This is a genomic window from Candidatus Neomicrothrix sp., assembly GCF_035329545.1.
Taxonomy (GTDB): Bacteria; Actinomycetota; Acidimicrobiia; order Acidimicrobiales; family Microtrichaceae; genus Microthrix; species Microthrix subdominans.
Genome location: NZ_DAOLGP010000003.1, coordinates 160,404 through 182,876 on the forward strand (window position 1 = coordinate 160,404; position 22,473 = coordinate 182,876).

Annotated in this window: 20 protein-coding genes; 14 read left to right on the plus strand and 6 right to left on the minus strand. The window is 67.6% G+C overall.

What is annotated here, in order from left to right; translation table 11 throughout:
• Window positions 1-17 precede the first annotated feature (17 nt).
• The 3 genes from PKD89_RS03150 (at window position 18) to PKD89_RS03160 (ending at window position 4,929) form a co-directional block, all read left to right on the plus strand.
• The gene (locus PKD89_RS03150; protein WP_289011370.1) at window positions 18-2,138 is read left to right on the plus strand and encodes a YceI family protein; all 2,121 of its coding nucleotides are present in this window, start codon (window positions 18-20) and stop codon (window positions 2,136-2,138) included.
• Window positions 2,135-2,581 (plus strand): hypothetical protein, encoded by a 447-nt coding sequence (locus PKD89_RS03155; protein ID WP_287379879.1) that lies wholly within the window; start codon window positions 2,135-2,137, stop codon window positions 2,579-2,581. The genes PKD89_RS03150 and PKD89_RS03155 overlap by 4 nt, the downstream gene beginning before the upstream one ends.
• A gap of 146 nt (window positions 2,582-2,727) precedes the next feature.
• Window positions 2,728-4,929 (plus strand): YceI family protein, encoded by a 2,202-nt coding sequence (locus PKD89_RS03160; RefSeq protein WP_289011371.1) that lies wholly within the window; start codon window positions 2,728-2,730, stop codon window positions 4,927-4,929.
• Window positions 4,930-4,950: 21 nt separating this feature from the next.
• On the opposite strand, the gene PKD89_RS03165 is transcribed toward PKD89_RS03160, so the two are convergent.
• Window positions 4,951-6,252, minus strand: a complete 1,302-nt coding sequence (locus PKD89_RS03165) for a DEAD/DEAH box helicase (protein ID WP_289011372.1) — start codon at window positions 6,250-6,252, stop codon at window positions 4,951-4,953.
• A gap of 181 nt (window positions 6,253-6,433) precedes the next feature.
• Here PKD89_RS03165 and PKD89_RS03170 point away from each other — a divergent pair, with 181 nt between their 5' ends.
• The gene (locus tag PKD89_RS03170; protein ID WP_289011373.1) at window positions 6,434-6,739 is read left to right on the plus strand and encodes a type II toxin-antitoxin system PemK/MazF family toxin; all 306 of its coding nucleotides are present in this window, start codon (window positions 6,434-6,436) and stop codon (window positions 6,737-6,739) included.
• Between the two features lie 16 nt (window positions 6,740-6,755).
• On the opposite strand, the gene PKD89_RS03175 is transcribed toward PKD89_RS03170, so the two are convergent.
• Window positions 6,756-7,439 (minus strand): SDR family oxidoreductase, encoded by a 684-nt coding sequence (locus PKD89_RS03175; RefSeq protein ID WP_324332272.1) that lies wholly within the window; start codon window positions 7,437-7,439, stop codon window positions 6,756-6,758.
• A 257-nt stretch (window positions 7,440-7,696) separates the two neighbouring features.
• On the opposite strand from PKD89_RS03175, the gene PKD89_RS03180 reads away from it, so the two are divergent.
• Entirely contained in the window at window positions 7,697-8,101 is a 405-nt protein-coding gene (locus PKD89_RS03180; protein ID WP_287379875.1) for a ferritin-like domain-containing protein, read from the plus strand.
• On the plus strand, window positions 8,098-8,889 hold the full coding sequence (locus tag PKD89_RS03185; protein WP_289011374.1) for a family 1 encapsulin nanocompartment shell protein: 792 nt from the start codon (window positions 8,098-8,100) through the stop codon (window positions 8,887-8,889). Before PKD89_RS03180 ends, PKD89_RS03185 begins: the two co-directional genes overlap by 4 nt.
• A gap of 95 nt (window positions 8,890-8,984) precedes the next feature.
• On the opposite strand, the gene PKD89_RS03190 is transcribed toward PKD89_RS03185, so the two are convergent.
• The 3 genes from PKD89_RS03190 to PKD89_RS03200 form a co-directional block, all read right to left on the minus strand.
• Window positions 8,985-9,554, minus strand: a complete 570-nt coding sequence (locus tag PKD89_RS03190) for a DUF488 family protein (protein ID WP_289011375.1) — start codon at window positions 9,552-9,554, stop codon at window positions 8,985-8,987.
• A 94-nt stretch (window positions 9,555-9,648) separates the two neighbouring features.
• Entirely contained in the window at window positions 9,649-10,431 is a 783-nt protein-coding gene (locus tag PKD89_RS03195; RefSeq protein ID WP_289011376.1) for a hypothetical protein, read from the minus strand.
• A complete protein-coding gene (locus PKD89_RS03200) occupies window positions 10,428-10,889 on the minus strand; it encodes a YggT family protein (RefSeq protein ID WP_287379871.1) in 462 nt (153 codons plus the stop codon). The genes PKD89_RS03195 and PKD89_RS03200 overlap by 4 nt, the downstream gene beginning before the upstream one ends.
• Window positions 10,890-11,075: 186 nt before the next feature.
• Between PKD89_RS03200 and PKD89_RS03205 the strand changes: the two genes are divergently transcribed.
• The 8 genes from PKD89_RS03205 to PKD89_RS03240 all read left to right on the plus strand — a co-directional run bounded on the left by PKD89_RS03205 (window position 11,076) and on the right by PKD89_RS03240 (window position 19,139).
• Window positions 11,076-12,017 carry an ABC transporter ATP-binding protein gene (locus tag PKD89_RS03205; protein ID WP_289011377.1) on the plus strand — a complete coding sequence of 314 codons (942 nt, stop codon included), beginning with the start codon at window positions 11,076-11,078 and terminating at the stop codon, window positions 12,015-12,017.
• A 26-nt stretch (window positions 12,018-12,043) separates the two neighbouring features.
• A complete protein-coding gene (locus PKD89_RS03210) occupies window positions 12,044-13,204 on the plus strand; it encodes an ABC transporter permease (protein ID WP_287379869.1) in 1,161 nt (386 codons plus the stop codon).
• Between the two features lie 46 nt (window positions 13,205-13,250).
• Window positions 13,251-14,411, plus strand: coding sequence for an ABC transporter permease (locus tag PKD89_RS03215; protein WP_287379868.1), 1,161 nt, complete (start codon window positions 13,251-13,253; stop codon window positions 14,409-14,411).
• A gap of 118 nt (window positions 14,412-14,529) precedes the next feature.
• Window positions 14,530-15,600 carry an NAD-dependent epimerase/dehydratase family protein gene (locus PKD89_RS03220; RefSeq protein ID WP_289011378.1) on the plus strand — a complete coding sequence of 357 codons (1,071 nt, stop codon included), beginning with the start codon at window positions 14,530-14,532 and terminating at the stop codon, window positions 15,598-15,600.
• 129 nt (window positions 15,601-15,729) lie between these two features.
• The gene (locus tag PKD89_RS03225; RefSeq protein WP_289011379.1) at window positions 15,730-16,134 is read left to right on the plus strand and encodes a hypothetical protein; all 405 of its coding nucleotides are present in this window, start codon (window positions 15,730-15,732) and stop codon (window positions 16,132-16,134) included.
• A gap of 134 nt (window positions 16,135-16,268) precedes the next feature.
• Window positions 16,269-17,342 (plus strand): ABC transporter permease, encoded by a 1,074-nt coding sequence (locus tag PKD89_RS03230; RefSeq protein ID WP_320415447.1) that lies wholly within the window; start codon window positions 16,269-16,271, stop codon window positions 17,340-17,342.
• A complete protein-coding gene (locus tag PKD89_RS03235; protein ID WP_289011381.1) occupies window positions 17,339-18,439 on the plus strand; it encodes an ABC transporter permease in 1,101 nt (366 codons plus the stop codon). Before PKD89_RS03230 ends, PKD89_RS03235 begins: the two co-directional genes overlap by 4 nt.
• A gap of 4 nt (window positions 18,440-18,443) precedes the next feature.
• Window positions 18,444-19,139, plus strand: coding sequence for an ABC transporter ATP-binding protein (locus PKD89_RS03240; RefSeq protein WP_287379863.1), 696 nt, complete (start codon window positions 18,444-18,446; stop codon window positions 19,137-19,139).
• A gap of 46 nt (window positions 19,140-19,185) precedes the next feature.
• Here the strand turns inward: PKD89_RS03240 and PKD89_RS03245 are convergent, their stop codons facing one another.
• Window positions 19,186-22,458 (minus strand): alpha-mannosidase, encoded by a 3,273-nt coding sequence (locus PKD89_RS03245; protein ID WP_289011382.1) that lies wholly within the window; start codon window positions 22,456-22,458, stop codon window positions 19,186-19,188.
• Between the last annotated feature and the right edge of the window lie 15 nt (window positions 22,459-22,473).

Here is a 22,473-nt window from a genome sequence, read left to right on the forward strand (position 1 = left end):
TCGAGGGGGACACGGCGATGGGCAACAAGGTGAAGGGTGTGGTTGGTCGTCATCCGGTGTTGGCCGGCATGGGCATGCTCATCGTCGTATCCGCCGTGGTCGGCGGGATCGTCTGGAACTCAATGTTCGGCCTCGAACCAACAGTCGTCTACTTCGGCGTCCCCGACGCCCCCACCCTCACCGCCACCAACAACGAAACCATCTACCGACTCGACGCCTCCCGCTCCACCATCACCTACACCGTCACCGAAAAACTCGCCGGCACCACCCACACCGCCACCGGCACCACCCGAGGCATCGCCGGCGACATCGCCCTCAACACCACCAAACCAGCCGACTCCCGCATCGGCGACATCGTCATCAACGTCCAACAACTCACCTCCGACCAACAACTCCGCGACGAACGCCTCCGCCACGACTACCTCCAATCCAACGACTACCAAACCGCCACCTTCTCCCCCACCAAACTCGACGGACTCCCCACCAAAATCTCCGAAGACACCCCCTACAAGTTCACGATCACCGGCGACCTCACCGTCAAAGAAACCACCAAACCCGCCACCCTGAAAGCCACCGGCACCCTCACCGGCAACGAACTCCACCTCAACGCCACCACCACCATCTCCCTCACCAACTACGGCATCGGCCCCATCAACATGGTCGGCTTCGCCCAAGCCGACGACAACGCCCGGCTCGACTTCAACCTGACCGCCATCGACACAGCCGACTTCACCGACACCAACCGCGTCGCCTCAGCAGCCACCACCAACACCAAACCCACCGGCACCAGCCCCTCATTCACCAACGCCGTCCAACCCATCCTCGAAAACAGTTGCGCCTCCTGCCACCAAACCGGCGAAGCAGGCGCCCCCTTCTGGGAACTCACCGACGCCTCCGACGCCACCCGCATCGCCGACGGCCTCGCCCTCATCACCAAATCCCGCTACATGCCCCCCTTCCTCGCCACCGACGCCGGCATCCCCCTCAAACACGACCCCCGCCTCACCAACAAACAAATCACCACCATCGAAGACTGGGCCAACGCCGGCGCCCCACTCGACACCCCCACAACCACCCCCATCAAGGTCACCAACGAGCCCGTGCTGCACCCCCGCGCCGATATGACGCTGACCGCAGCGGCGCCGTACGAGGGTTCCACCAACAAGACCAACGACTACCGCTGCTTGATCATGGATCCCGAACTCGACACGCCGGCGGTGGCCACCGGATATGAGTTCGTGCCCGACAAAAACGAGTTCGTCCACCACGCCCTCACCTACCGCATGACCGCCGACCAGCGCGAGGGCGTCGATCAGCGCGACGCCGATGATCCCGGCACCGGATACGAATGCTTCGGCGGCGTCGGCGCCGGCCCAGGCGGACTGAGCCCATCGGGTCGGGGGCGGGGCTCCGAGCTGGTGGCCGGATGGGCACCGGGCGCCAAGCCGGGGATCTATCCGGACGGAGCCGGGCTGAAGATGCAGCCGGGCGACTTCTTCGTCACTCAGGTCCACTACCACTACGTCCACGCCGCACCCCCCGACCAGAGCCAGTTGATCCTGCAGTTGGGTTCCGAGCCCACCGAGAAGTACGCCGACGTGGCGGTCAGCCAATACCTGGCCCCAGCCGAGATCCCCTGCATGCCCGACGAAAAAGGCCCGCTCTGCGACCGGGCTGCGTCGATCCAGGCGCTTACCGACGAGTTCGGTCCGGCGGCGCCGGTGATCGCCAACGGGCTCAACGCCGTCTGCGGGTCCACCCCCGAGGAGACCGCGAACGTTGACGCGGAGGGCATCTCGACGAGCAGCTGCGAACACGGCGTGTCGTCCGTTGGCAAGCTGTTGTCGGTCAACGGCCACATGCACGAGCTGGGACGAACCTTCCGCATGACCCTCAACCCCGACACCCCCGGGGAGAAGGTCCTCCTCGACATCGACCGCTGGGACTTCAACTGGCAGTTCAGTTACGTGCCTGTCGAGGACATCGTGTTGACCAGTGACGACACGATCAAGGTTGAGTGCTCCTGGGACCGAAACCTGATCAACCCCCAGGCCGAACCCCGCTGGATCAGCTGGTCGGAGGGCACCGAGGACGAGATGTGCTTCTCGACCGTCGCCACGATCGAGCCCCGGGAGTGACCGCCGAGATCGATCCGACCTCGGCGGCAGGCTCAACCGCCACGGGTGACGCCGAGGGGCTGGAACAGACCGACCCGGCCGGCCGACCCAGCCGAACCGCCACCAGGTTGGGCCTGGCGCTGGCTGCCCTCGCTGTGACCGTCGCCGTCGGCGGGGCCTGGCTGGTGCTGGACGCTCGACCAACCGATCACCGCTACGTGATTCCGAACGGCAGCGCCGCCCGCATCGACAACGGTCAGCTGATCGACATCATCCCCAACGAGCTGAACTTCAAAGCGGGCGACACCCTCACCGTCGTCAACCATGACAGCGCCGATCACTTCGTCAGCGTCACGCAGATCCCCGCCGGGGAGACGGTCACCTATACATTCCCAAGCCCAGGCGTTTTCGATGGCGCCTGCACCGTGCACCCCCGCGGGGCGGTCCGGATCGAAGTGACCTGAGCCGCCGTCGCACATGTCCAGCGTGCTCCTGCTCCCGATCAGCGGGAACCGATCGGTAGCCTTGGGCGCTCGTCGGGCCGGCCCGGCTGTGGACGTTTTCCGTCGAACGAAGTGAGCGCACCCAGATGGTTCACAAGGTGAAGGGTGTGGTTGGTCGTCATCCGGTGTTGGCCGGCATGGGCATGCTCATCGTCGTATCCGCCGTGGTCGGCGGGATCGTCTGGAACTCAATGTTCGGCCTCGAACCAACAGTCGTCTACTTCGGCGTCCCCGACGCCCCCACCCTCACCGCCACCAACAACGAAACCATCTACCGACTCGACGCCTCCCGCTCCACCATCACCTACACCGTCACCGAAAAACTCGCCGGCACCACCCACACCGCCACCGGCACCACCCGAGGCATCGCCGGCGACATCGCCCTCAACACCACCAAACCAGCCGACTCCCGCATCGGCGACATCGTCATCAACGTCCAACAACTCACCTCCGACCAACAACTCCGCGACGAACGCCTCCGCCACGACTACCTCCAATCCAACGACTACCAAACCGCCACCTTCTCCCCCACCAAACTCGACGGACTCCCCACCAAAATCTCCGAAGACACCCCCTACAAGTTCACGATCACCGGCGACCTCACCGTCAAAGAAACCACCAAACCCGCCACCCTGAAAGCCACCGGCACCCTCACCGGCAACGAACTCCACCTCAACGCCACCACCACCATCTCCCTCACCAACTACGGCATCGGCCCCATCAACATGGTCGGCTTCGCCCAAGCCGACGACAACGCCCGGCTCGACTTCAACCTGACCGCCATCGACACAGCCGACTTCACCGACACCAACCGCGTCGCCTCAGCAGCCACCACCAACACCAAACCCACCGGCACCAGCCCCTCATTCACCAACGCCGTCCAACCCATCCTCGAAAACAGTTGCGCCTCCTGCCACCAAACCGGCGAAGCAGGCGCCCCCTTCTGGGAACTCACCGACGCCTCCGACGCCACCCGCATCGCCGACGGCCTCGCCCTCATCACCAAATCCCGCTACATGCCCCCCTTCCTCGCCACCGACGCCGGCATCCCCCTCAAACACGACCCCCGCCTCACCAACAAACAAATCACCACCATCGAAGACTGGGCCAACGCCGGCGCCCCACTCGACACCCCCACAACCACCCCCATCAAGGTCACCAACGAGCCTGCCAACAGGATCGACCCCGACGTCACCCTCCGGGCCGATGCCCCCTATCAAGGCTCGACCGAGCAGATCAACGACTATCGCTGCCTGGTGATGGACCCCGGGTTGAAGGAGGACGCAGCGCTGACCGGATACGAGTTCATCCCCGACAAGAACGAGTTCGTCCACCATGCCCTGATCTTTCGTATGACAGCCGACCAGCGAGACACCATCAATGCCCGAGACGTGGCAGACCCCGGCACCGGATACGGATGCTTCGGAGGCGTCGGCGCCGAAGGGTCGATACCCAGCCCGACCGGCCGCGGCGGCGGCACCGACCTGGTGAGCGCCTGGGCGCCGGGGCAAAGCGGCGAGCGGTTCCCGGACGGGTCGGGCATGGCCCTGAACGCCGGTGACTTCTTCGTGATCCAGGTGCACTACCACTTCGTCCACGCGGCACCACCCGATCATTCCCAGCTCGCCCTCGAGTTCGGCGATGGTCCAGCCGAGGACTACGACAACATTGACGTCACCCAGTACCTGGCCCCCGCCGAGATCCCCTGCATGCCCGACGAAAAAGGCCCGCTTTGCGACCGGGACGCCATGATGGTCGATCTGGCCGAGCGGTACGGCGACTCGGCGCCGATGATCGCCGACGGGCTGAACGCACTGTGCTCCACCACCCCGGAGATGAGCGCCAACGTCGACGAGGACGGCGTGTCAGTCTCGTGGTGCGACCACTGGGCGGTTGGCGAGGGCACGATCGTGTCGATATTCGGGCACATGCACGAGCTGGGGCGAACCTTCCGCATGACACTCAATCCCGACACGCCGACCGAGCAGATCCTGCTCGACATCGACCGCTGGGACTTCAACTGGCAGCTCAACTACACGCCCGCGAAGGCGACCGTGATCAAGCCCGGCGACCTCATCAGGGTCGAGTGCTCCTGGGACCGAAGCCTGATCAACCCCCAGACCGAGCCCCGCTGGATCAGCTGGGCGGAGGGCACCGAGGATGAGATGTGTTACTCGGCCCTGACCACCCGCGAGGGGTCGACGAGTACGACGAGCCGTGTCGGTGCCGAGGACGACCCCGAGATCGAGCCCGGGCTGATTGAGCCCGGCACCCTCGAGGCCGACCCGTCAGCCCCCGCCGGGGGCTGATCGGGAGGCCGCTCGTGTGGTCTAGCGCTGGCCGGAGCGGCTGCCGCCGCCCGAACGTGCCCGACCGCTTCGCCCGGCGCCGGCGGAACGCCCGCCCGGACCGGAGCGACCGCCGCCACCACCGCCACCGCTGCGCGGGTTGCGACGCTGGTTGTTGGACTGCTTCGGTTCGTGCACCGGCACCTGGGCGCGCACGGTCGGCACGAAGGCCGGCTCGCACTCGGCCTGGGGGAGCCCAACGTCGCGCTGCAGCTTGCGGAGGTCCTTGCGCTGATCGGGCTGCACGAGGGACACCACCTGGCCGTCGGCCCCGGCGCGGGCGGTGCGGCCCGAGCGGTGCACGTAGTCCTTGGGGTCGGGCGGCAGGTCGAAGTGCAACACGCACTGGACGCCGTCGACATGGATTCCGCGGGCGGCGACGTCGGTCGCAACCAGAGCGGTCACCTTGCCGTCGGCGAAGGCCTCGAGCGCACGGGTGCGCTGTCCCTGCGAGCGGCCACCATGGATCGGGGCGGCCTTGATGCCCACCCGCTTGAGCTGCTTGGCCACCCGGTCGGCGCCGTGGCGGGTGCGACAGAACACGACGGTGGGGCCGGCGTCTTCGATCAGGTCGGCCGACAGGGCCAGCTTCTGGGGCCGATCAGCCTCGATGAAGCGGTGGCTGACGTTGGACAGGTCGGGCTCGGTCTCGCCGACCTGGTGGCGCACCGGCTTGTGCTGGTAGCGGTCGATGAGCACCTTGACGTCGTTGTCGAGCGTCGCCGAGTACAGCTGGGTCTGGCGGCGCTTGGCGGTCATGTCGAGCAGCTTGCGCACGGTGGGCAGAAAGCCCATGTCGGCCATGCGGTCGGCCTCGTCGATCACCACCTGGTCGACGTCGCCCAGGCTGACGCAGCCCTGTTCGATCAGGTCGGTCAGGCGACCGGGGCAGGCGACGAGGATGTCGACGCCCCGCTGGAGCGCGGAGCGCTGCGGGTTCATACCGACGCCGCCGTACACGGCGAGCACATTGCGCCCGTTGGCGGTGGCCAAGGGCTCCAGCTCGCGGCGGATCTGCTCGGCCAGCTCGCGGGTGGGCGAAAGGATCAAGGCACGGGGGCGGCGGCTGGTGCCACGGCCGACCTGGGCCACCAGCGGAAGGCCGAAGGCAAGCGTTTTGCCGGAGCCGGTTGGGGCACGGGCGAGGACGTCACGTCCGGCGAGCGCATCGGGAATTGCAGCGACCTGAACATCGAAGGGAGTGGAGATGCCGGCGCGCTCGAGCACGGCGGCGAGCTCGTCGGGCACGCCAAGCGCGCGGAACGAGGAAGTGGGGGTGTTCATTGCGGGGGACTTTCCTGTTGTGCCCAAACCCCGAGATGGGCACGAGCGAAGTTTTCAACCTAACGCGCATCGGAACCCTGTCCGTCCCGGTGAGCCCGATGACACCTTGCTGGGCACGTCGACAGGAGGGGACCTTGGGGCCTGGCCCTCCTTCCGCCTCAGTCGCTGGCCTGAACTGCTCATGCGGTCGATCGTGTCGGTGCAGCTCGACACCAGTCGCCCGGCGCTCCTCCTGACCCGCTCGTCGAAGCTTCACCTGCTGTCGTCGGTCACCGTGGCGCCGATCACCACCACGATCAGGGGCATCACCAGCGAGGTCACGGTCGGGCCCCGCAATGGCTTGGACCAGGCAAGCGTCGTCAGCTGCGACAACATCATCACTGTTTCCTCGGTCGCCGTCGGCCACACGATCGGCGCGTTCTTCGACGACCAGGAGCCGACACTCGCTCAAGCGATCAGCGACGCGTTCGATCTCTACCTCGCCTGAGGGCGAACGTGCGGCGCTAGTTGCCCGGCACCTGGGCGGTGGCGGTCAGCGCGTACTCGACCGGGCACACGCCGGCGGGCAGCGACAACAGGTGGGCGGCGACATCACCGATCACTTCGGGGTCAAGCCCGCGTTCGGCGGCGCTGGCCTGCCAGCTACGGCGGTGCTCATCATCGAGGCCGTCGGCCAGGCCGGTGCGCACGAAACCCGGCGACACGGTGGTCACGGCGATCCCGTCGCCTTGGAGTTCCATGCGCAGCGCGTCGCCCAGCGCATGGACGGCAAACTTGGTGGAGGCGTACACCCCGCCGTCAACGCTGGCGACCCTGCGCCCCGACATCGACGAGATGTTGACGATGTTGGGATGGGCGCTGCGGCGCAGGTGCGGAACGGCGGCATGGGTAGTGGCCAACAGGCCGAGCACGTTCACCTCGTAGGCCGCTCGCCATACCTCCGGATCGGTGGCACTGGGCGATCCCAGGTCCATGCGCCCGGCATTGTTGATCAGGCCGTCCACGCCCCCGAGCTCATCAGCCAGCTCCTCGACTGCGACGGCCGCCGCACCGAGGTCGGCCACGTCGGCGCTGCGGTACGGCCCGCCGAGCTCCCCCGCCAGCAGCGCGAGCGGCTCCACCCGCCGGGCCAGTAGCCCGACGGTGGCGCCCGAGGCACTGAGCGAACGAGCGATCGCCTCCCCAATCCCCTATGAGGCACCGGTGATGATCACCCGACGACCGGTCAAGGCCGCAGTCCCGACGCTCGCCGGCACGATTTGGCTCGTCGGACCGTTCACCGGCATCGGGGAGTCTCCGGCGTCAGAGCGTTCTGATCCATCGAGGCAGGTTAGAGCCCGGACACGTGGATTTCCCCGGGTCGATGCGTACGTCGTCGGCGGAGCGGGTAGAACGTGAGAGGGCGGCGCTGACCGCCGACACGACGAACCCGAAAGGTGTACACGTGGCTGGATCGAGTGCTGAGCTTCACGAAGACCCCGACAAGCTGTCGGAGGCCACGGTCGATCGGCATCGGGCGATCGTCTCGCTGATGGAGGAACTCGAAGCGGTCGATTGGTATGACCAGCGGGTGGAGGCCACCAACGACGAGTCGCTCGCCGAGCTTCTCGCCCACAATCGCGACGAGGAAAAGGAGCACGCTGCAATGAACCTGGAGTGGCTGCGCCGCCGCGACGCCGGCTTCGACGAGCAGTTGCGAACGTACCTCTTCACCGACCGGCCGCTGCTGGCGGTCGAGGAGGCCAGCGATGGCGGCGACGCCGCCGACACCACACCCGACGCCCCATCGAGCCCCGCAGGTCTGTCGGGCCTCGGTATCGGTGGACTGAAAGGAACCGATTCACTGTGAACCGCCTGCACCGAGAGCTTGCCCCCATCTCCGCCGCCGCCTGGGCGGCGCTGGACGAGGAGGCCTCCGAGAACCTGAAAATCTTCCTGGCCGCCCGACGTCTGATGGATTTTTATGGCCCCACCGGGGCCACCTGCCTGCCGACCGGCCGCATCGAGCGGGTTGGCGGCGACGACGCCAGCGTGGCCCGCGTGGTCACCATGCCGATGTTCGAGCTCAACAGCCGCTTCACGATGGCCCGAGCAGAGATCGAGGCCCTCGAACGGGGCGCCGTCGACGTCGACTTCGATCCGTTGCGGGAGGCCGCCCGACACATCGCTGCGGCCGAGGACGGTCTGGTGTTCCAGGGCATCGACGGCGTGTCCACCGTCGGCATCGCCACCGCCACGCCGCACGAGGCGCTCGACATTTCGCCGGACTACACCCAGTACCCCAGCGTCGTCGCCAATGCGGTGGCGATCCTGCGGGACGCTGGCGTCGGCGGCCCCTACGGCCTGGCCCTCGGCCCACGCTGCTATCGGGGTGTCATGGAGACGACCGATCAGGGTGGCTTCGTGCTCGACCACCTGCGGAAGATCACTGGCGGTCCACTGGTGTGGGCGCCGACGGTCAACGGCGCGCTGGTCATCTCGATGCAGGGAGGCGACCACCACCTGGAGGCCTCCGAGGACCTCGCTCTGGGCTACCGCCATCACGATGGCGACAGCGTGGAGCTGTTTCTCACCGAGACGATCGGCTTCCGCCTCGACGGTGACGACGCTGCCGTCGTCCTTCGCCACCCTGACTAACCGTGAGGCCCTGAGCCTCCGACCGTGCGGCGGCTCAGGCCATCGGAGCAATCCAGCATCCGGCATCCGGCATCCGGCGCCCCACATCGATGGGTTCACTCGACCTGTTGGTCGTAGACGAGCTCTGAACCCTCGATCCTGGCCTCGGCGAGGGGAGGATGGTCGATCAGCTTGCCGGTGTGCATGATGTGGCGCACCGGAACCCCCTCCACCAGGACCAAATGGTCGGACACCAGCCGACGGTGGCACTTCCACCACACCGACTCGCTGCACATGATCGCCGTCGGCCGTTCCGCTGCCAGTGCGAGCAGTTCCGTCAGAGCTGCAGCGAAATCGTCACCCTCCATGTAGTCGGCGTAGGAGCGAAAAGCCTGGTGTCGTAGCGCCACGTGAGGCGAGTCGTCCGTCGGCTTGCGCCGACCGCCCAGGCCCCGCAACCAGCGGTAGTCGATCCCGGCCTCGGGCACCCAACGCTCCATCTCCTCGCGGCCAAACTGCGGGTTGTGTCGGCTACCGGGAAAGGACCGGATGTCGACCAGCCGATCGACGCCCTGGTCGGACAGCAACGTCACCAGCTCATCGGCGCTCAGCGTGCCGTGGCCGATCGTGTACACAACCTCGGGTGATTGGGTGGGCGTGGCATCGGCTGGTCGAATGTCGGTCACTCTCCCCAGGTCCCCGGCGGACCCCCGTCACAAACACACCGTCGGCAACTCCACCACCGAGACGCTGGCCCGTCGCAGTGGCGCGTCGATCTCACTAGTCAGGGGTGGCGCTGCTGGTGCTGACCAGCGCTTGCAGCTGAACGGCCAGGTGATTCTGTCGCTCGGTCACCCGCGTTTGGAGCGGGCCGAGCGCGTCGAGCTGCCCCAGCGACCCTCGCCGAATCGCGTCGGTGTAGGCATCGAGGGCGCCGCGCAATTCGGCGAAGGCAAGCCCGGCCCGCTGGACGGCTTCGGTGATTGCCGGCGAATCCGGGTGGAGGTCGGCCGCGCTGTGCTCAATGTCGATGAAGTGGGCACGGGCTGTGGGCCAGACGGCTGCCACCCGGTCGAGGTCGGTGGCCTGCACGGCCTCGGCTGCTTGGCGCATCGCCCAGTTGCCGTCATCGATCAGTCGGTTCAGGTTGGCGTAGAGCCGGCTGGTCTTCTGCGCCTCGTCATCGGACGAGTCTCTGCCACTGCGCATCAGCGCAACGACGGTGCCGACGATTCCGAGGGCGAGGAGTACCAACAGCGCAATGGCCAGCGCGCCGAGCCCGTCATCGCTCTGGTCGGGGTCAGCTGCAGGGGCGTCGTTGAGCGGAGCCGACGTGGTCTGCGGATTGTTCGGGGTCGTCACGGCCGGCACGGTCACGTCGGGCAGCGAGACGTCGGGTGCACTCACATCGGGAATGCTGACATCGGCCGCCAGGCTCGACGCCGACTGAAGAGCACTGTCGACGGGACCATCTTCGCCACACGACGTCAGCGCCAGTGCGCCGACGACCGCCAGGACCACAATGGTGGCGGTGCGCACTGCACCGCTGGACAGGCCGCTCACCGTTGGTAGGGGGTGGTCGGGTTGGGGTCATCGGCGGGCTGGGACATGACGTCGGGCCGTTGGGACATGACGTCGGGCCGCTCACTGCGGTAGCTCTCCGCAGCGTCGCTGTAGGCGTCCAGGCGTTCCTGTCGCACTCGGTTGGCGTCGAGGCGATGCATCTGACCGCCGAGCCAGGTCAGCCCCATATGGATGACGATGGCGACGATCCCGTAGATCAGCATTGCAAACAAGAACGAGGTGTCGAAGACCGCCGGGACCGCCTGCCTGCTGGTTCCGAGCTGAATCGGTTCGAAGATGCCGCGGAAAGGGTTCATCGCCCGGTCGGCGCTCCGGTAGATCCAGGTCACGAAGTCACTCGTCGGGTTGGCCCCGAGCAGGCGCAGGATGAAAGCAAGCCCGAGTATCACTTCGACGACGATCAGGTAGGCGTAGGTGAGGTAGCCCAGTACCCGCACCACGATAATGGGAGCCCGAACCAGAGCGTCGTGGTCCCTCCCATTTTGCCCCGTGCTCCGCCCCGTCCCCGGCCCTGGATTGTCGTTCACCTCGATGACCCTAGCGGTGGGCAACCGGCTTCTCGCGCCCCGACCGGCGTTCCGTCTGACAACATGTGGCGTTCACACGCGAGAAAGGCTGCTCGCATGCCCGAACCGGTACTCAGCGTCGATGGCTTGGTACGTCGATTTGGCGACCTGGTTGCGGTCGACGACGTCTCGTTTCGCATCGAGGAGGGCGAGACCTACGGCCTGCTCGGCCCCAACGGCGCCGGCAAGACCACTGCTATCTCCGTGGTCGCCGGACTGCTGTCGTGCGATGGCGGCGAGATTCGCCTCGGGGGCCAGCGCGTCGGCCCCAACCACGTGGCTGTCAAGGCGATGACCGGGCTGGTGCCCCAGGAGCTGGCCATCTACCCCGACCTGACCGGCCGGGAGAACCTCAACTTCTTCGGGCGGCTGGAGAAGCTGAGGGGAGCCGAGCTGAAGCGACGCACCGACGAGGTGCTCGAGGTGATCGGCCTGGCCGATCGGGCCGGTGACCTCACCAAGGAGTACTCGGGTGGCATGAAGCGGCGGCTCAACATCGGCATCGGGCTGCTGCACCAGCCAAAGCTCCTGATCCTCGACGAGCCCACGGTCGGGGTCGACCCGCAGTCGCGCAACTCCATCCTCGAAGCGGTGGAGGCGCTCGCCGGCGAGGGTATGTCCGTGCTGTACACCACCCACTACATGGAGGAGGCCGAACGGCTGTGCGACCGCATCGGCATCCTGGACCATGGCGCCATGATGGCCGAGGGAACACGCGATGAGCTGCTGGCGCTGACCGGCGAGACAGATCGGGTGCACCTCGAGGGCACCGGCGACCTCGACGGGGTGACCAACGCGCTCGCATCACTTGATCCGGTGCGCTCGGTCGCCAACGACCGTCGAAGCATCGACCTCATCGTCCTCGATGCCCCGGCCGCGCTGGCGGAGATCGTCGGAATCGCCAGCGCGTCGGGGATGTCGATCACCGACGTCGAGGTGGCTCGCCCCGACCTCGAATCGGTGTTCTTGAACCTCACCGGCCGAGCACTGCGAAACTGACCTTGGACGCATCGGCTGTATGGACGATGGCGCTCAGCGACCTGCGACAGCGGGTGCGCGACCGGTCGGTGCTCATCTTTGGCCTTGCGGTGCCCATCATCTTGATGTTCGTGTTCAACCTGTTGTTCTCTGGGCTGGGATCCTCCGAGTCGCTGGGAAAGATCACGGTGATCGTGGCAGCCGAACCCGGCGATCAGATCGCCGAGGGCCTGGTGGGTGTGCTGTCGAGCATCGACGACCTCGACATCGCCGCAACCTTGGTGCCGCCGGCCAAGGCCGACGGGCTGTCAGCCAAAGTGGAATCGGGGTCGATCACCGCCGGGGTGGTGTTTCCGACCGGGTTCGTCGAAGCTGTGGGTACCGGCGGATCGCCGGAGGTGAAGGTCCTGCAGCTCGGCCAAGGCGGCCTGGAGGCCAGCGTGGTCGACTCGATCGTGTCGAGCTACCTCAAGCGGGTGGCCGCCAGCGCCCAGGCGGCGAGCGCCGGCTCGGCGGTGGGGCTTTCCACCTCCCAGCTGCCCGAGGTGGCTCAGGCTGTCGCACAGGCCCCAGCGGTGTTGACCGCCAAGGAAGGCGCCGCGTCCGACGAACAACTCACGATGGAGGGCTATCTGGTCGCCGGCCAGGCGGCACTGTTCATGTTCTTCACGGTCGGGTTCGGTGTGATCGCCTACATCGCCGAACGCGAGCAGGGCACGCTGGTGCGGCTGGTTTCGATGCCGCTTCCACCCCGCTCGATCATCCTGTCCAAGGTGCTGGTCAGCCTCATCCTCGGGGTGGTCGCCACGTCGGTACTGCTCGGCGCCGGTTCGCTGTTCTTCGGTGTGCGCTTTGGCGACATCATCCCGGTGGGCGTGGTCATCGTCGCTGCGGTCGTCGCCGTCACCAGCCTGGTGCTGGTGATCACCCGGGTGGCGCGCACCTCTGAGCAGGCACAAGGGGCCAATGCGATGATCGGCATCCTGATGGGCGTGCTCGGCGGGTCGTTCTTCCCGATCACCGGATCTGGCCTGCTGGGCCGAATCTCCGACCTGACGCCGACAGCCGCGTTCATCCGGGGCCTGGGCATCACCAGCGGTGGCGGACAGGTCGCCGACCTCGGTGGGCCGCTGGCGGTGTTCGCCGCCTTTGGGGTGGGTGCGCTGGCGATCTCGATGGCCCTCGGCGATGACACGGCGCTCACATGAGCGCTCGTTCCCGTCAGCGCGATCGCCACCTGCACCGGATGCTGACATGAGGCCGGTCGTCGCCATCGCCGGCATCGCGCTGAAGCGGTACTTCCGGGATCGTTCCAACTACTTCTTCGTGCTCGTCCTCCCGATGCTCCTCGTCGTTGCGATCGGCCTGCAGTTCGGCGACTCCGGAGCTGCGGGACGCCTGATCTTGACCGGCTCCGGGCCGCTGTCCGACCGCCTCGCCTCGGCGCTGGACGACCAGCGAATTGCGGTGGAGCGCAGCGACGACGCAGCTCGGGCTAAGGAGGTTGTCGCCCGCGGGCGCTCCGACGCCGCCGTGATCGTCGACCCCGACGATGAGACCCGCTGGTCGGCGCAACAACCCGTGGAGATCACGATCATCCCCGGCAGCCAGGCCGGTGGCCAGGCAACGACGGCCACGGTCAGGTCGGTGCTCGATTCGCTCTCGTTGCGCCGGGCTGCGAGCGACGCCCTTCAAGCCCAGCAGGTCGAGCCGGAAGAGGTCGAGCGGGCCCTGACGGCGGCCGAGGACGCAGGACCGACGTTGAGCGTCGACCTGGTCGACGGCGACCTGGGTGAGGAGTTCTCCGGCCTTGGGCAGTTCGACCTGGGTGCCGCCCAGCAGTTGTCGCTGTTCATCTTTCTTACCGCGTTGACCGGCTCGGGGATGCTGATCCAGTCCCGCGAGTTGGGCGTCACCCGTCGCCAGTTGTCGGCCCCGGTCAGTTCGGTGCAGGTCATCGGGGGCGAAACCCTGGGCCGATTCGGCATCGCGTTCGGGCAGGGCATCTACATGGTCATCGGCACCGCCGTCCTCTTCGGTGTCGACTGGGGCGATCCGTTCGCCACCACCTGCGTGGTCGCGGCGTTCGCTGCGGTCAGCGCATCGGCGGCGATGGTGCTGGGCTCGTTGATGGACAACGCCAACGCCGCCAACGGTGTTGGGATCGGGTTGGGGCTGGTCGTCGCTGCGCTCGGCGGGTCGATGCTTCCGCTCGAGTTGTTCTCCGATGGTCTGATGAAGGTCTCGGCGCTGACCCCTCACCACTGGGCCTACGAGGCCTACTCCGAGATCCAGCGGCGCGGCGGCACCATCAGCGATGTGCTGCCCCAGCTCGGCGTGCTGCTCGCCATGACCGCTGTGCTCTTGCCGCTGGGGGCGTGGCTGTTACGTCGATCGCTGTCGAGGGCGCTCTAGATACGTCCTCAGTGGGAGCACTCGACCGAGCCCTCCGCTTCCTTCTTGAGTTGTGACAGCTCACCGAACCCGTCGGTTTCGCCGATCGGCCCCGCCGCCAGCTCGGTAGGGTGCGCCCATGGCCAGTCGCCCACCGGGTAGCGGGTCGAAGGCCAGCGGCGCCCGGACATCACAATCGACCCAGCCCGGGCTGACCGTGGCGGTCACCGGGCCGACCGGCACGTTCGGCTTTGGGTTGATGCCGTTGCTCGAGGCGGACGACCGCATCGAGGCGGTTGTCGGCGTGGCCCGCCGGCCGTTCGATCCGGCGGCGCACCACTGGACGAAGATGGCCTACCGCCGGGGCGACGTGCGGGACCCCGACGCGCTGGCGGAGGCCTTCGACGGCGCCGACGTCGTCGTCCACCTCGCCTTCATGATCACCGGGTCCGCATCCAGGGAGGCGATCCGTGCCATTAACATCGACGGCACCCTCAACGCTTTTCGAGCGGCGGCCGCCGCCGGCGCCAAGCGCTTCGTCTACGCCTCCTCGGTGGCGGCCTACGGGTTTCACCACGACAACCCGACGCCGATGACCGAGGAGTGGCCGGTCCGCCCGGCCAACCGGCTGTTCTACGCCCAGGAGAAGGCCGAGCTGGAGCACCTGATCGGCGAGGAGGCGGCCGCTCACCCCGACCTGGCCCTCTACCTGCTGCGTCCGCCGATCGTCGTTGGGCCTCACACGCTGGGGGCCAAGGAGTTGCCCGGCCTGGTCGCCGCCCTCGGCCGCGTGGGCACCGCTGCGCTCGACCGCGTCAGCGTGCCCCTGCCAATCCCCGTCCCGACCATCCCGATGCAGCTGATCCACGAAACCGACGTGGGCACCGCGTTGGTGCGGTGCATCGTGGGCGCCGGCCCACCCGGGGCCTACAACATCGCCGGCGACGGCGTGGTGACCGGTGCCGACTTCGTCCGCGAGCTCGGCCTCACCCCGGTGCCGATCCCCGGTGTCGTGGCCAGAACCGTGGCTCGGGGGCTGACGGCGCTCCCGGGAAGCTCGCTGCTCCCGCCGATCACCGACTGGGTGGAGGCGGTTGCGCAACCGTCGATCGTCGACACCACCAAGGCACGTGAACTGCTCGGCTGGACGCCGCGTTACAACTCACTGGAAGCCCTACGGGCCACCGTTCACCCCGACGCAGAGCCCTGAGGCCACCGGCCAAAGCGACCCTCGACCTACCAGCCGCCAGGAGCAACTCGTGACCGCCACCCAACCCAACCACGCAGTAACACCGGGGGCAGCGAACCGGCGGACGAGCTCGGGGGCCACCGATTTCACTTGCCCGGCTACGCCACGTTGGAGGGGCCGATGGGATACCTGGCCCGGGAGCGTCGGCCCCTCCTCAGCCTCAGCTGCGAGCGGTTCGATGCCACGCCGGTCGGCGTCACGATCGACGCCGAGCTGTCCGGCCTCGACCTGACCGCCGACCCCGACGACGACGAGATGCGCGAGCAGTACCCGGCCGTCAAGCACCCGGTGGTGCGCACCCACCCCAACACCGGGCGCAAGCTGGTGCAGTTCAACCGACTCTTCGTCAGCCACGACCGGGCCGTGCGGCACGACGCGTCGTCGGACTACTTCCCGACGTACGCATCATGGAGCGGACCTCGATCATCGGTGAGCGCCCCCGCTGGAGGTCTGGTTTCTTCAACTGTGTCTTCGAGCCGCCCTGGCGTCGTGTAGACCCATATGAAGCCAAATCCGACGTCGGCCTTACGACACCCTGGAGCGATGCGAGACCCCGTGAGTGATCCGACCCCATGTTCGTAGCGTTCAAGGAGATCCGTCGATCTTTCGGCAGGTTCTCGCTCTTGACGATGGCCGTGGCCCTGCTCGTGCTGCTGTTGCTGTTCTTCCAGGCCGTGGCCGGAACTCTGACGAGCGGATTGACCGGTGGCCTGGAGTCGTCGTCGGCCGATGTGTTCGTCTACGACGTTCAGGCGCGGAGCAACCCGGCGACGAGCATCCTGTCGCCCAAGGTCGAAGCCGAGGTGGCAGCGGCGCCGGACGTGGCGGCCACCTCGCCGATCGGCCTGAGCGTGTTTACGGGAACGGTCGAGGGCTCCTCCTCGGCCGATGCCGAGATCGACGTGCAACTGGTCGGCGGCGATCCCTCCGGCCCGTCGGTGCCGGCCAACATCGCCGATGGACGGCTTCCGTCGGCGCAGGGCGAGGCACTGTTCAGCGGCTCGTCCTTCGACAGCCCGGTCGAGATCGACCAGCGGGTCAAGGTGGAAGGCGTCAGCTTCAAGGTGGTCGGCACCGCAGACGATGCGGCCTTCAACGTGCTGCCCACCCTGTACGTGCCCTACGAGGACTACGTCGCGGCGTCGCAGGCACGGGCCAGCAGGCCGGTCGACGTGGCGCCCTCCCTCATCGGGGTCAAGGTGGCGAAGGGTGCCGACCCGGCCAAGGTTGCCCGGTCGTTGACCAAATCGATCGACGGGATCGAGGCGTTGGATCGAAGCGAGGCGGTCGCTGCGCTGCCGGGCGTCGGCCAGATCACGCAGTCGTTTTCCATCCTGTATCTGCTGCTGTACATCGTCGTCGCGCTCGTCACCGGCGTGTTCTTCCTCATCCTCACCGTTCAGAAGGAGGATGCCCTCGTCCTTCTGCGGGCAGTCGGCGCCAGCAGCCGCGACGTGATTGCGTCGGTGCTCATCCAGGTGTTGGTGGTGGTCGGGCTCGGTGCGTTGATCGGCTCCGCGGTCACCGCCGGGCTGTTGGCCCTCACCCGCGACGTGTTCGGGGCGGGCCTCCAGCTGTCGACCGCTGCGCTCACCGTCGGCGTGATCCTGGTGCTCGGGCTGGTGGCCTCGGTCGGAGCGGTGCGACGGGTGCTCGCCATCGACCCGATCAACGCGACCACCAACCGGGGGATCCGGACATGAGGATCTTCATCAGGGAGCTGATGCGTCGGCCCGGGCGATTCCTTCCGGTCGGCGGCGCGCTCACCATGCTCGTGGTGCTGCTGGTCGTGCTGGGCGGCTTTCTCGACGGGCTGGAGCTCAACCAGACCGGCCCGTACCGCGCCCACGAGGGGCGGTTGCTCGTCTTTTCTCAGCAGAGCGACCTGCTGATCCAGCGGTCCCGGGTCGACACAAAGCAGGCCGACGCGCTGGCGAAGGCCGACGGCGTGACCAAGGTGGGTGCGCTCAACCAGATCGCCTCTACCGCCGAAGATCCCGACGGCCGGATCGTCGACATCGTGTTGTTCGGCTACGACCTGGCGACCGATGTGCTGCCGGCCCCGCCCGCCGACGGCGCAGCGGTGATCGACAGCGCCCTGGCAAACCGCAACGACGTTGGGGTCGGCGACACGCTGCTACTCGGCGCCACGTCGGAGCCGGTCAAGGTGGCAAGGATCGTCGACGACCTCTCCCAGGGGTCCCCGACGGTGTGGTTGTCCTCCAAACGCTGGCGAGAGGTGGTCGGAGCGGCCAACCCTGCCTCGCTGCTGCCGGCGGGGGTTAACCAGGCGTTGGTCGTCCAGCCCAGTGATGCAGGGTTGGATCAGACTCGGCTCACCAAGCTGGCCGCCCACCTCGGCGACCAGGAGGGCCTCGACGTGGCCACGCCGGACGAGGTGGTCTTGGCGCTGCCCGTCGTCCAGCAGCAGTCGTCGACGTTCGAGGGCATCATCGGCGTCACCTTCGTGGTCACGCTGATGGTGGTTGCGCTGTTCTTCACCTTGATCACGCTTGAGCGGGTCGGCCTCTACGCCGTGCTCAAGGCACTCGGCGCCCGCACGCGCGATCTGCTCGCCGGCATCTCGCTGCAAGCGGTGTGCGTCAGCGTCATCGCGGTAACGCTGGGCTTTGCGTTGAGCGTCGTCTTCGTCAACCTGCTCCCCGCCACGCTGCCCGTGAGGTTGGTCCCCAACCGCATGCTCCAAACGGGCGTAGGCGTGTTGTTGAGCGCACTGCTCGGAAGCCTCTTCACGCTGCGCCGAGTCCTCCGTATCGATCCTGCTGAAGCGATTGGATAGCGCTATGCCCGCACTGGAACTGGACAAGGCCCGCAAGGTCTACGGGACCGACGAGGCCCAGGTTGTTGCACTCGACGACGTCAGCCTGACCGTCGAGGACGACGAGATGATGCTGCTCGTCGGCCCATCGGGATCGGGCAAGACCACGCTGCTTACTGTCGCCGGCGCATTGCTTCGCCCAACGTCGGGCAGCGTGCGGGTGGGCGGCACCGAGATCACCGACCTGAACGACAAGGAACTGGCCAACTTCCGGCGGGATCAGGTGGGCTTCGTCTTCCAGTCGGTCAACCTGGTGCCGTTCCTGACCGCCAGAGAGAACCTGCTGGTCGTCCGCCAGTTTGGCGGGTCCCGCATCGACGGCGACGCCAAGGACCGCGCCGCCGAGCTGCTGGACGAGCTCGGCCTGGGCAAACGGGGCGACAGCATGCCCGGTCAGCTCTCGGGCGGTCAGCAGCAGCGTGTGGCCATTGGCCGGGCGTTGATGAACGACCCTTCGCTGGTGCTGGTGGACGAGCCGACGTCGTCGCTCGACTCGGAGCTGGGCAAGCAGGTGATGGACCTGCTCGAACGGGAGATCAAGGGACGCGGGGTGGCAGCCATCATCGTCACCCACGACGAGCGGGTGCTCGGCTACGGCGACCGCACCGTCCGCATCGTCGATGGCGCCTTGGAAACGGCAGAGGCCGGGTCGACCTACTGACCCCCGCCCGGGTGCGGGTGCGGCTGTGCCGCCGAAACGGCCGCAGTCATCCCGGCAGGCGCAGGGTCAGCACCTTGAACGGGTGCAACGCCACCTCGACGGTGGTGTCGTCGACCAGGTGGGCCGAGGTGCCCGTTCGGCGAGGGTCGTCGGCGGCCATCTCGTCCTCCAACAGGTCACACACCAGCACCGATGCGGCCGAGGCGCCCAGGGTCAGCGTGGCGGCCGAGCGGGCGCCGTGCACCTCGGCCAGACGGACGATCAGGTCGCCGGAGCCATCCTCGGCGGCCTTCGCCGCCTCGATCGTCACGCCCGGGATCTCACAGGTCACCGGCACCAGCGGTCCGTCGCCGCCGAGGCCATCCGTACCGATCCCAACCGGGATTGCCCGCACCGGGTTGTTGAGGCGCCAGCCCTCGGCGACCACCTCGCCGTCGACCAGGTCGCCCAGGTGGGGCAGCACCGCCAGGGTAAACCGGTGACGCCCCTTGTCAGCGGCCGGGTCCGGGTAGGTCGAGGCGGTCAGCAGCGTCTGGCGCAGCGTGCCGCCCAGCGCGTCGTGACCGTACTTGGCGTCGTTGAGCAGCGCCACGCCGTAGCCGCGCTCGGAGGCGTCGATCCAGCGGTGGGCGCAGAACTCGAAGCGGGCCGCGTCCCAGCTGGTGTTCTGGTGAACCGGCCGCACGACGTGCCCAAACTGGATCTCGGAGGCCACGTCGTGGGTGTGCACGTCGACGGGCCAGGCCACCTTCAACACCTTCTGGGTCTCGGCCCAGCCGATGTCGTAAGCGATATCGATGCGGGCTGAGCCCGCCGTCATCGAGAGGGTCTGGGTGAACGTCGAGTCGCCGTGGCGACGGGTCACCGTCAGCGAGGCGACCAGCGGCCCGCTGTCGGTCACCTCCACCCGGTCGGCGTCCGTGAGGGCAACGGTCGAGTTGGCGTAGTACGCCTCCAGATCCCAGGCATCGTAGTCCAGCGGCACGTCGTCGGACAGCTCCAACACGTTGCCCCGCCCCCCCGCCAACAGCGCCTCCCGGTCGCCGGGCACCCGGTGGTCGAGCAACGAGGTGACCAGACCGTCGCCGTCCCAGCTCAGCGTGAGCAGACCGTTGGTCATCACCCCGCCGCCGTCCGCTGCGGCGGTCAAGGAAACAGCTACCGGGTCGCCCGAGGAACCGTCAGCGCCTGTTGCGCCGCTGCCGGGACCCGTCGCAGGTGCAGCCACTTCGACATCGCTTGCGGCCGGGGCCAACGCCCAGCCACCGGCCGGGAGGTCCGCCTCGACGGCAACCCGCCCGTCGGCCAGGCCCTGCGCCAGGGCTGGGACGGTCACGTCGTCGGGCCAGTCGACCACCTGCACTCCGGACCGAACATGTGGGGCGGGGTTGGCCAGCAGCACGCCCACCGAGTCCGCACTCGTACCACCGTCGACCCGCCGGCTGTCGGCCTGCGCCATGGTGGCCGCACCATTCCCGGCGATCCTGGCCAACGAGCCGGCGATCATCTCCTCGCATCTTCCGATGATCCGCTGGTAGCTCTCCTCGGCCTCGTGATGGACCCAGGCGATCGAACTGCCGGGCAGAATGTCGTGAAACTGGAGGGTCAGCACCTCCCGCCACAGTGCGGTCAGCTCCTCGTACGGGTAGGTGGCGTCGGGGCGCCCACCGGCGGCGGCGATCGCCCACCACTCCACCTCGCGCAGCAGCGCCTCACTTCGACGGTTGCCCGCCTTGGTCTTGGCCTGGGCGGTGTAGGTGGCCCGGTGCATCTCCAGGTACAGCTCGCCCACCCAGCGGGGCGGATCGGGTAGCTCGGCGAGTGCGTCGACGAAGAACTCCTCGGGCGAGCCCACCTGCACCCGCGGCACCGACTCCAGGTCGGACGCCAGGTTGATGCGGGCCATCATCTCCCGGGTGGGCCCGCCACCGCCGTCGCCGTGGCCGAAGGGCAGCAGCGACCGGTTGGCCACCGAACGCTCGGCAAACCGGCGTGCGGCGGGCACCAGTTCGCCCGGGTCGATCTCGGAGTTGTAGGTGTCGGCGGGCGGGAAGTGGGTGGGCATCGTGGTGCCGTCCAGCCCCTCCCACAGGAACGTGTGATGGGGGAACGTGTTGGTGCGGTTCCAGGAGATCTTCTGGGTGACGAAGGTGTCGGCCCCACCGAGGGCGAAGATCTGCGGCAGCGACGCCGGGTACCCGAACACGTCGGGGATCCACGCCTCGCGACAGGTGACGCCGTAGTGCTCGCGGAAGAACCGCTGGCCGTGCAGAAACTGGCGGGCCATCGCCTCGCCGCTGGGCAGGTTGCCGTCGGCCTCCACCCACATGCCGCCGAGGGGCACCCACCGTCCGGCCTCGACCGCATCGGAGATGCCGTCGGCCACCGACGGATACTCGTCGATCATCCACTGGTACTGAACCGCCTGCGAGCAGCCGAAGCGGTAGTCCGGGTTGTTGGCGATCAGGTCGAGTGAGTTGGAGAACGACCGGGCGCACTTGCGGCGGGTCTCGCGCAGCGGCCACAGCCAGGCGGTGTCGATGTGGGCGTGGCCGATGGCGGTCACCCGGTGCTCCGATGCCGACGCCGGGAGGCTGAGAAACTCAGCCAGTTCGGCCCGTGCATCCGCCGCCGACCCGGGGATGTCGGCCAGGTCGAGGGCATCTGCCGCCCGCCCCAAGGAGTGGAGCATCCGCAGCTTCCGCGAGCCGGCGCCGGCGTCCAGCTGCCAGCCGAGGCGAAGCAGAAAGTCGATCTCCAACACCAGGTGCCACACCTCGGTGTTGAGGGGAGCCACCTCGGCACGGGCCAGCCGGTACTGGGGCGAGGTCGGGGCGGTCGCCAGGTCGCCCAGGTCGGTCACCACGTTGAGGTTGACGAACGGGTTGGCGGCCGCCTCCACCAGCAGGTCGACCCGCTCTCCGCCCCGGGCCTCCTGGCTGATCAAGCTCCACTGACGCTCCGGATGCAGCCCGTGAAGCGGGGCCCCAGCTCGCCAGATCAACCCTTCGGCGTTGAAGCCGACCTGACCACGGATGAACCCGAGGTCGATGATCGCCTCCACCCGGCGGCCGGCCAGGTGTTTGGGCACCGTGCCAGAGAACCGAAACCACGAGGTGCCCCACGGCGGCCCCCACGGGTCGCCCACCGCAAAAGGGAGATAGTCGGCCCGCTCTGCCTCCGCCACACCGATGGGTTCGCCCTCGACGTGGTGAGCGGTGACGCTCAGCGGCGAGCCCGGACCGTAGATGGCAGGACGGATGCGCTGGTCCAACAGGTTGCGGATACGGCGTTCGGCGATGCCGGGCTCGACGTGCATGGCTCCCATCTTGGC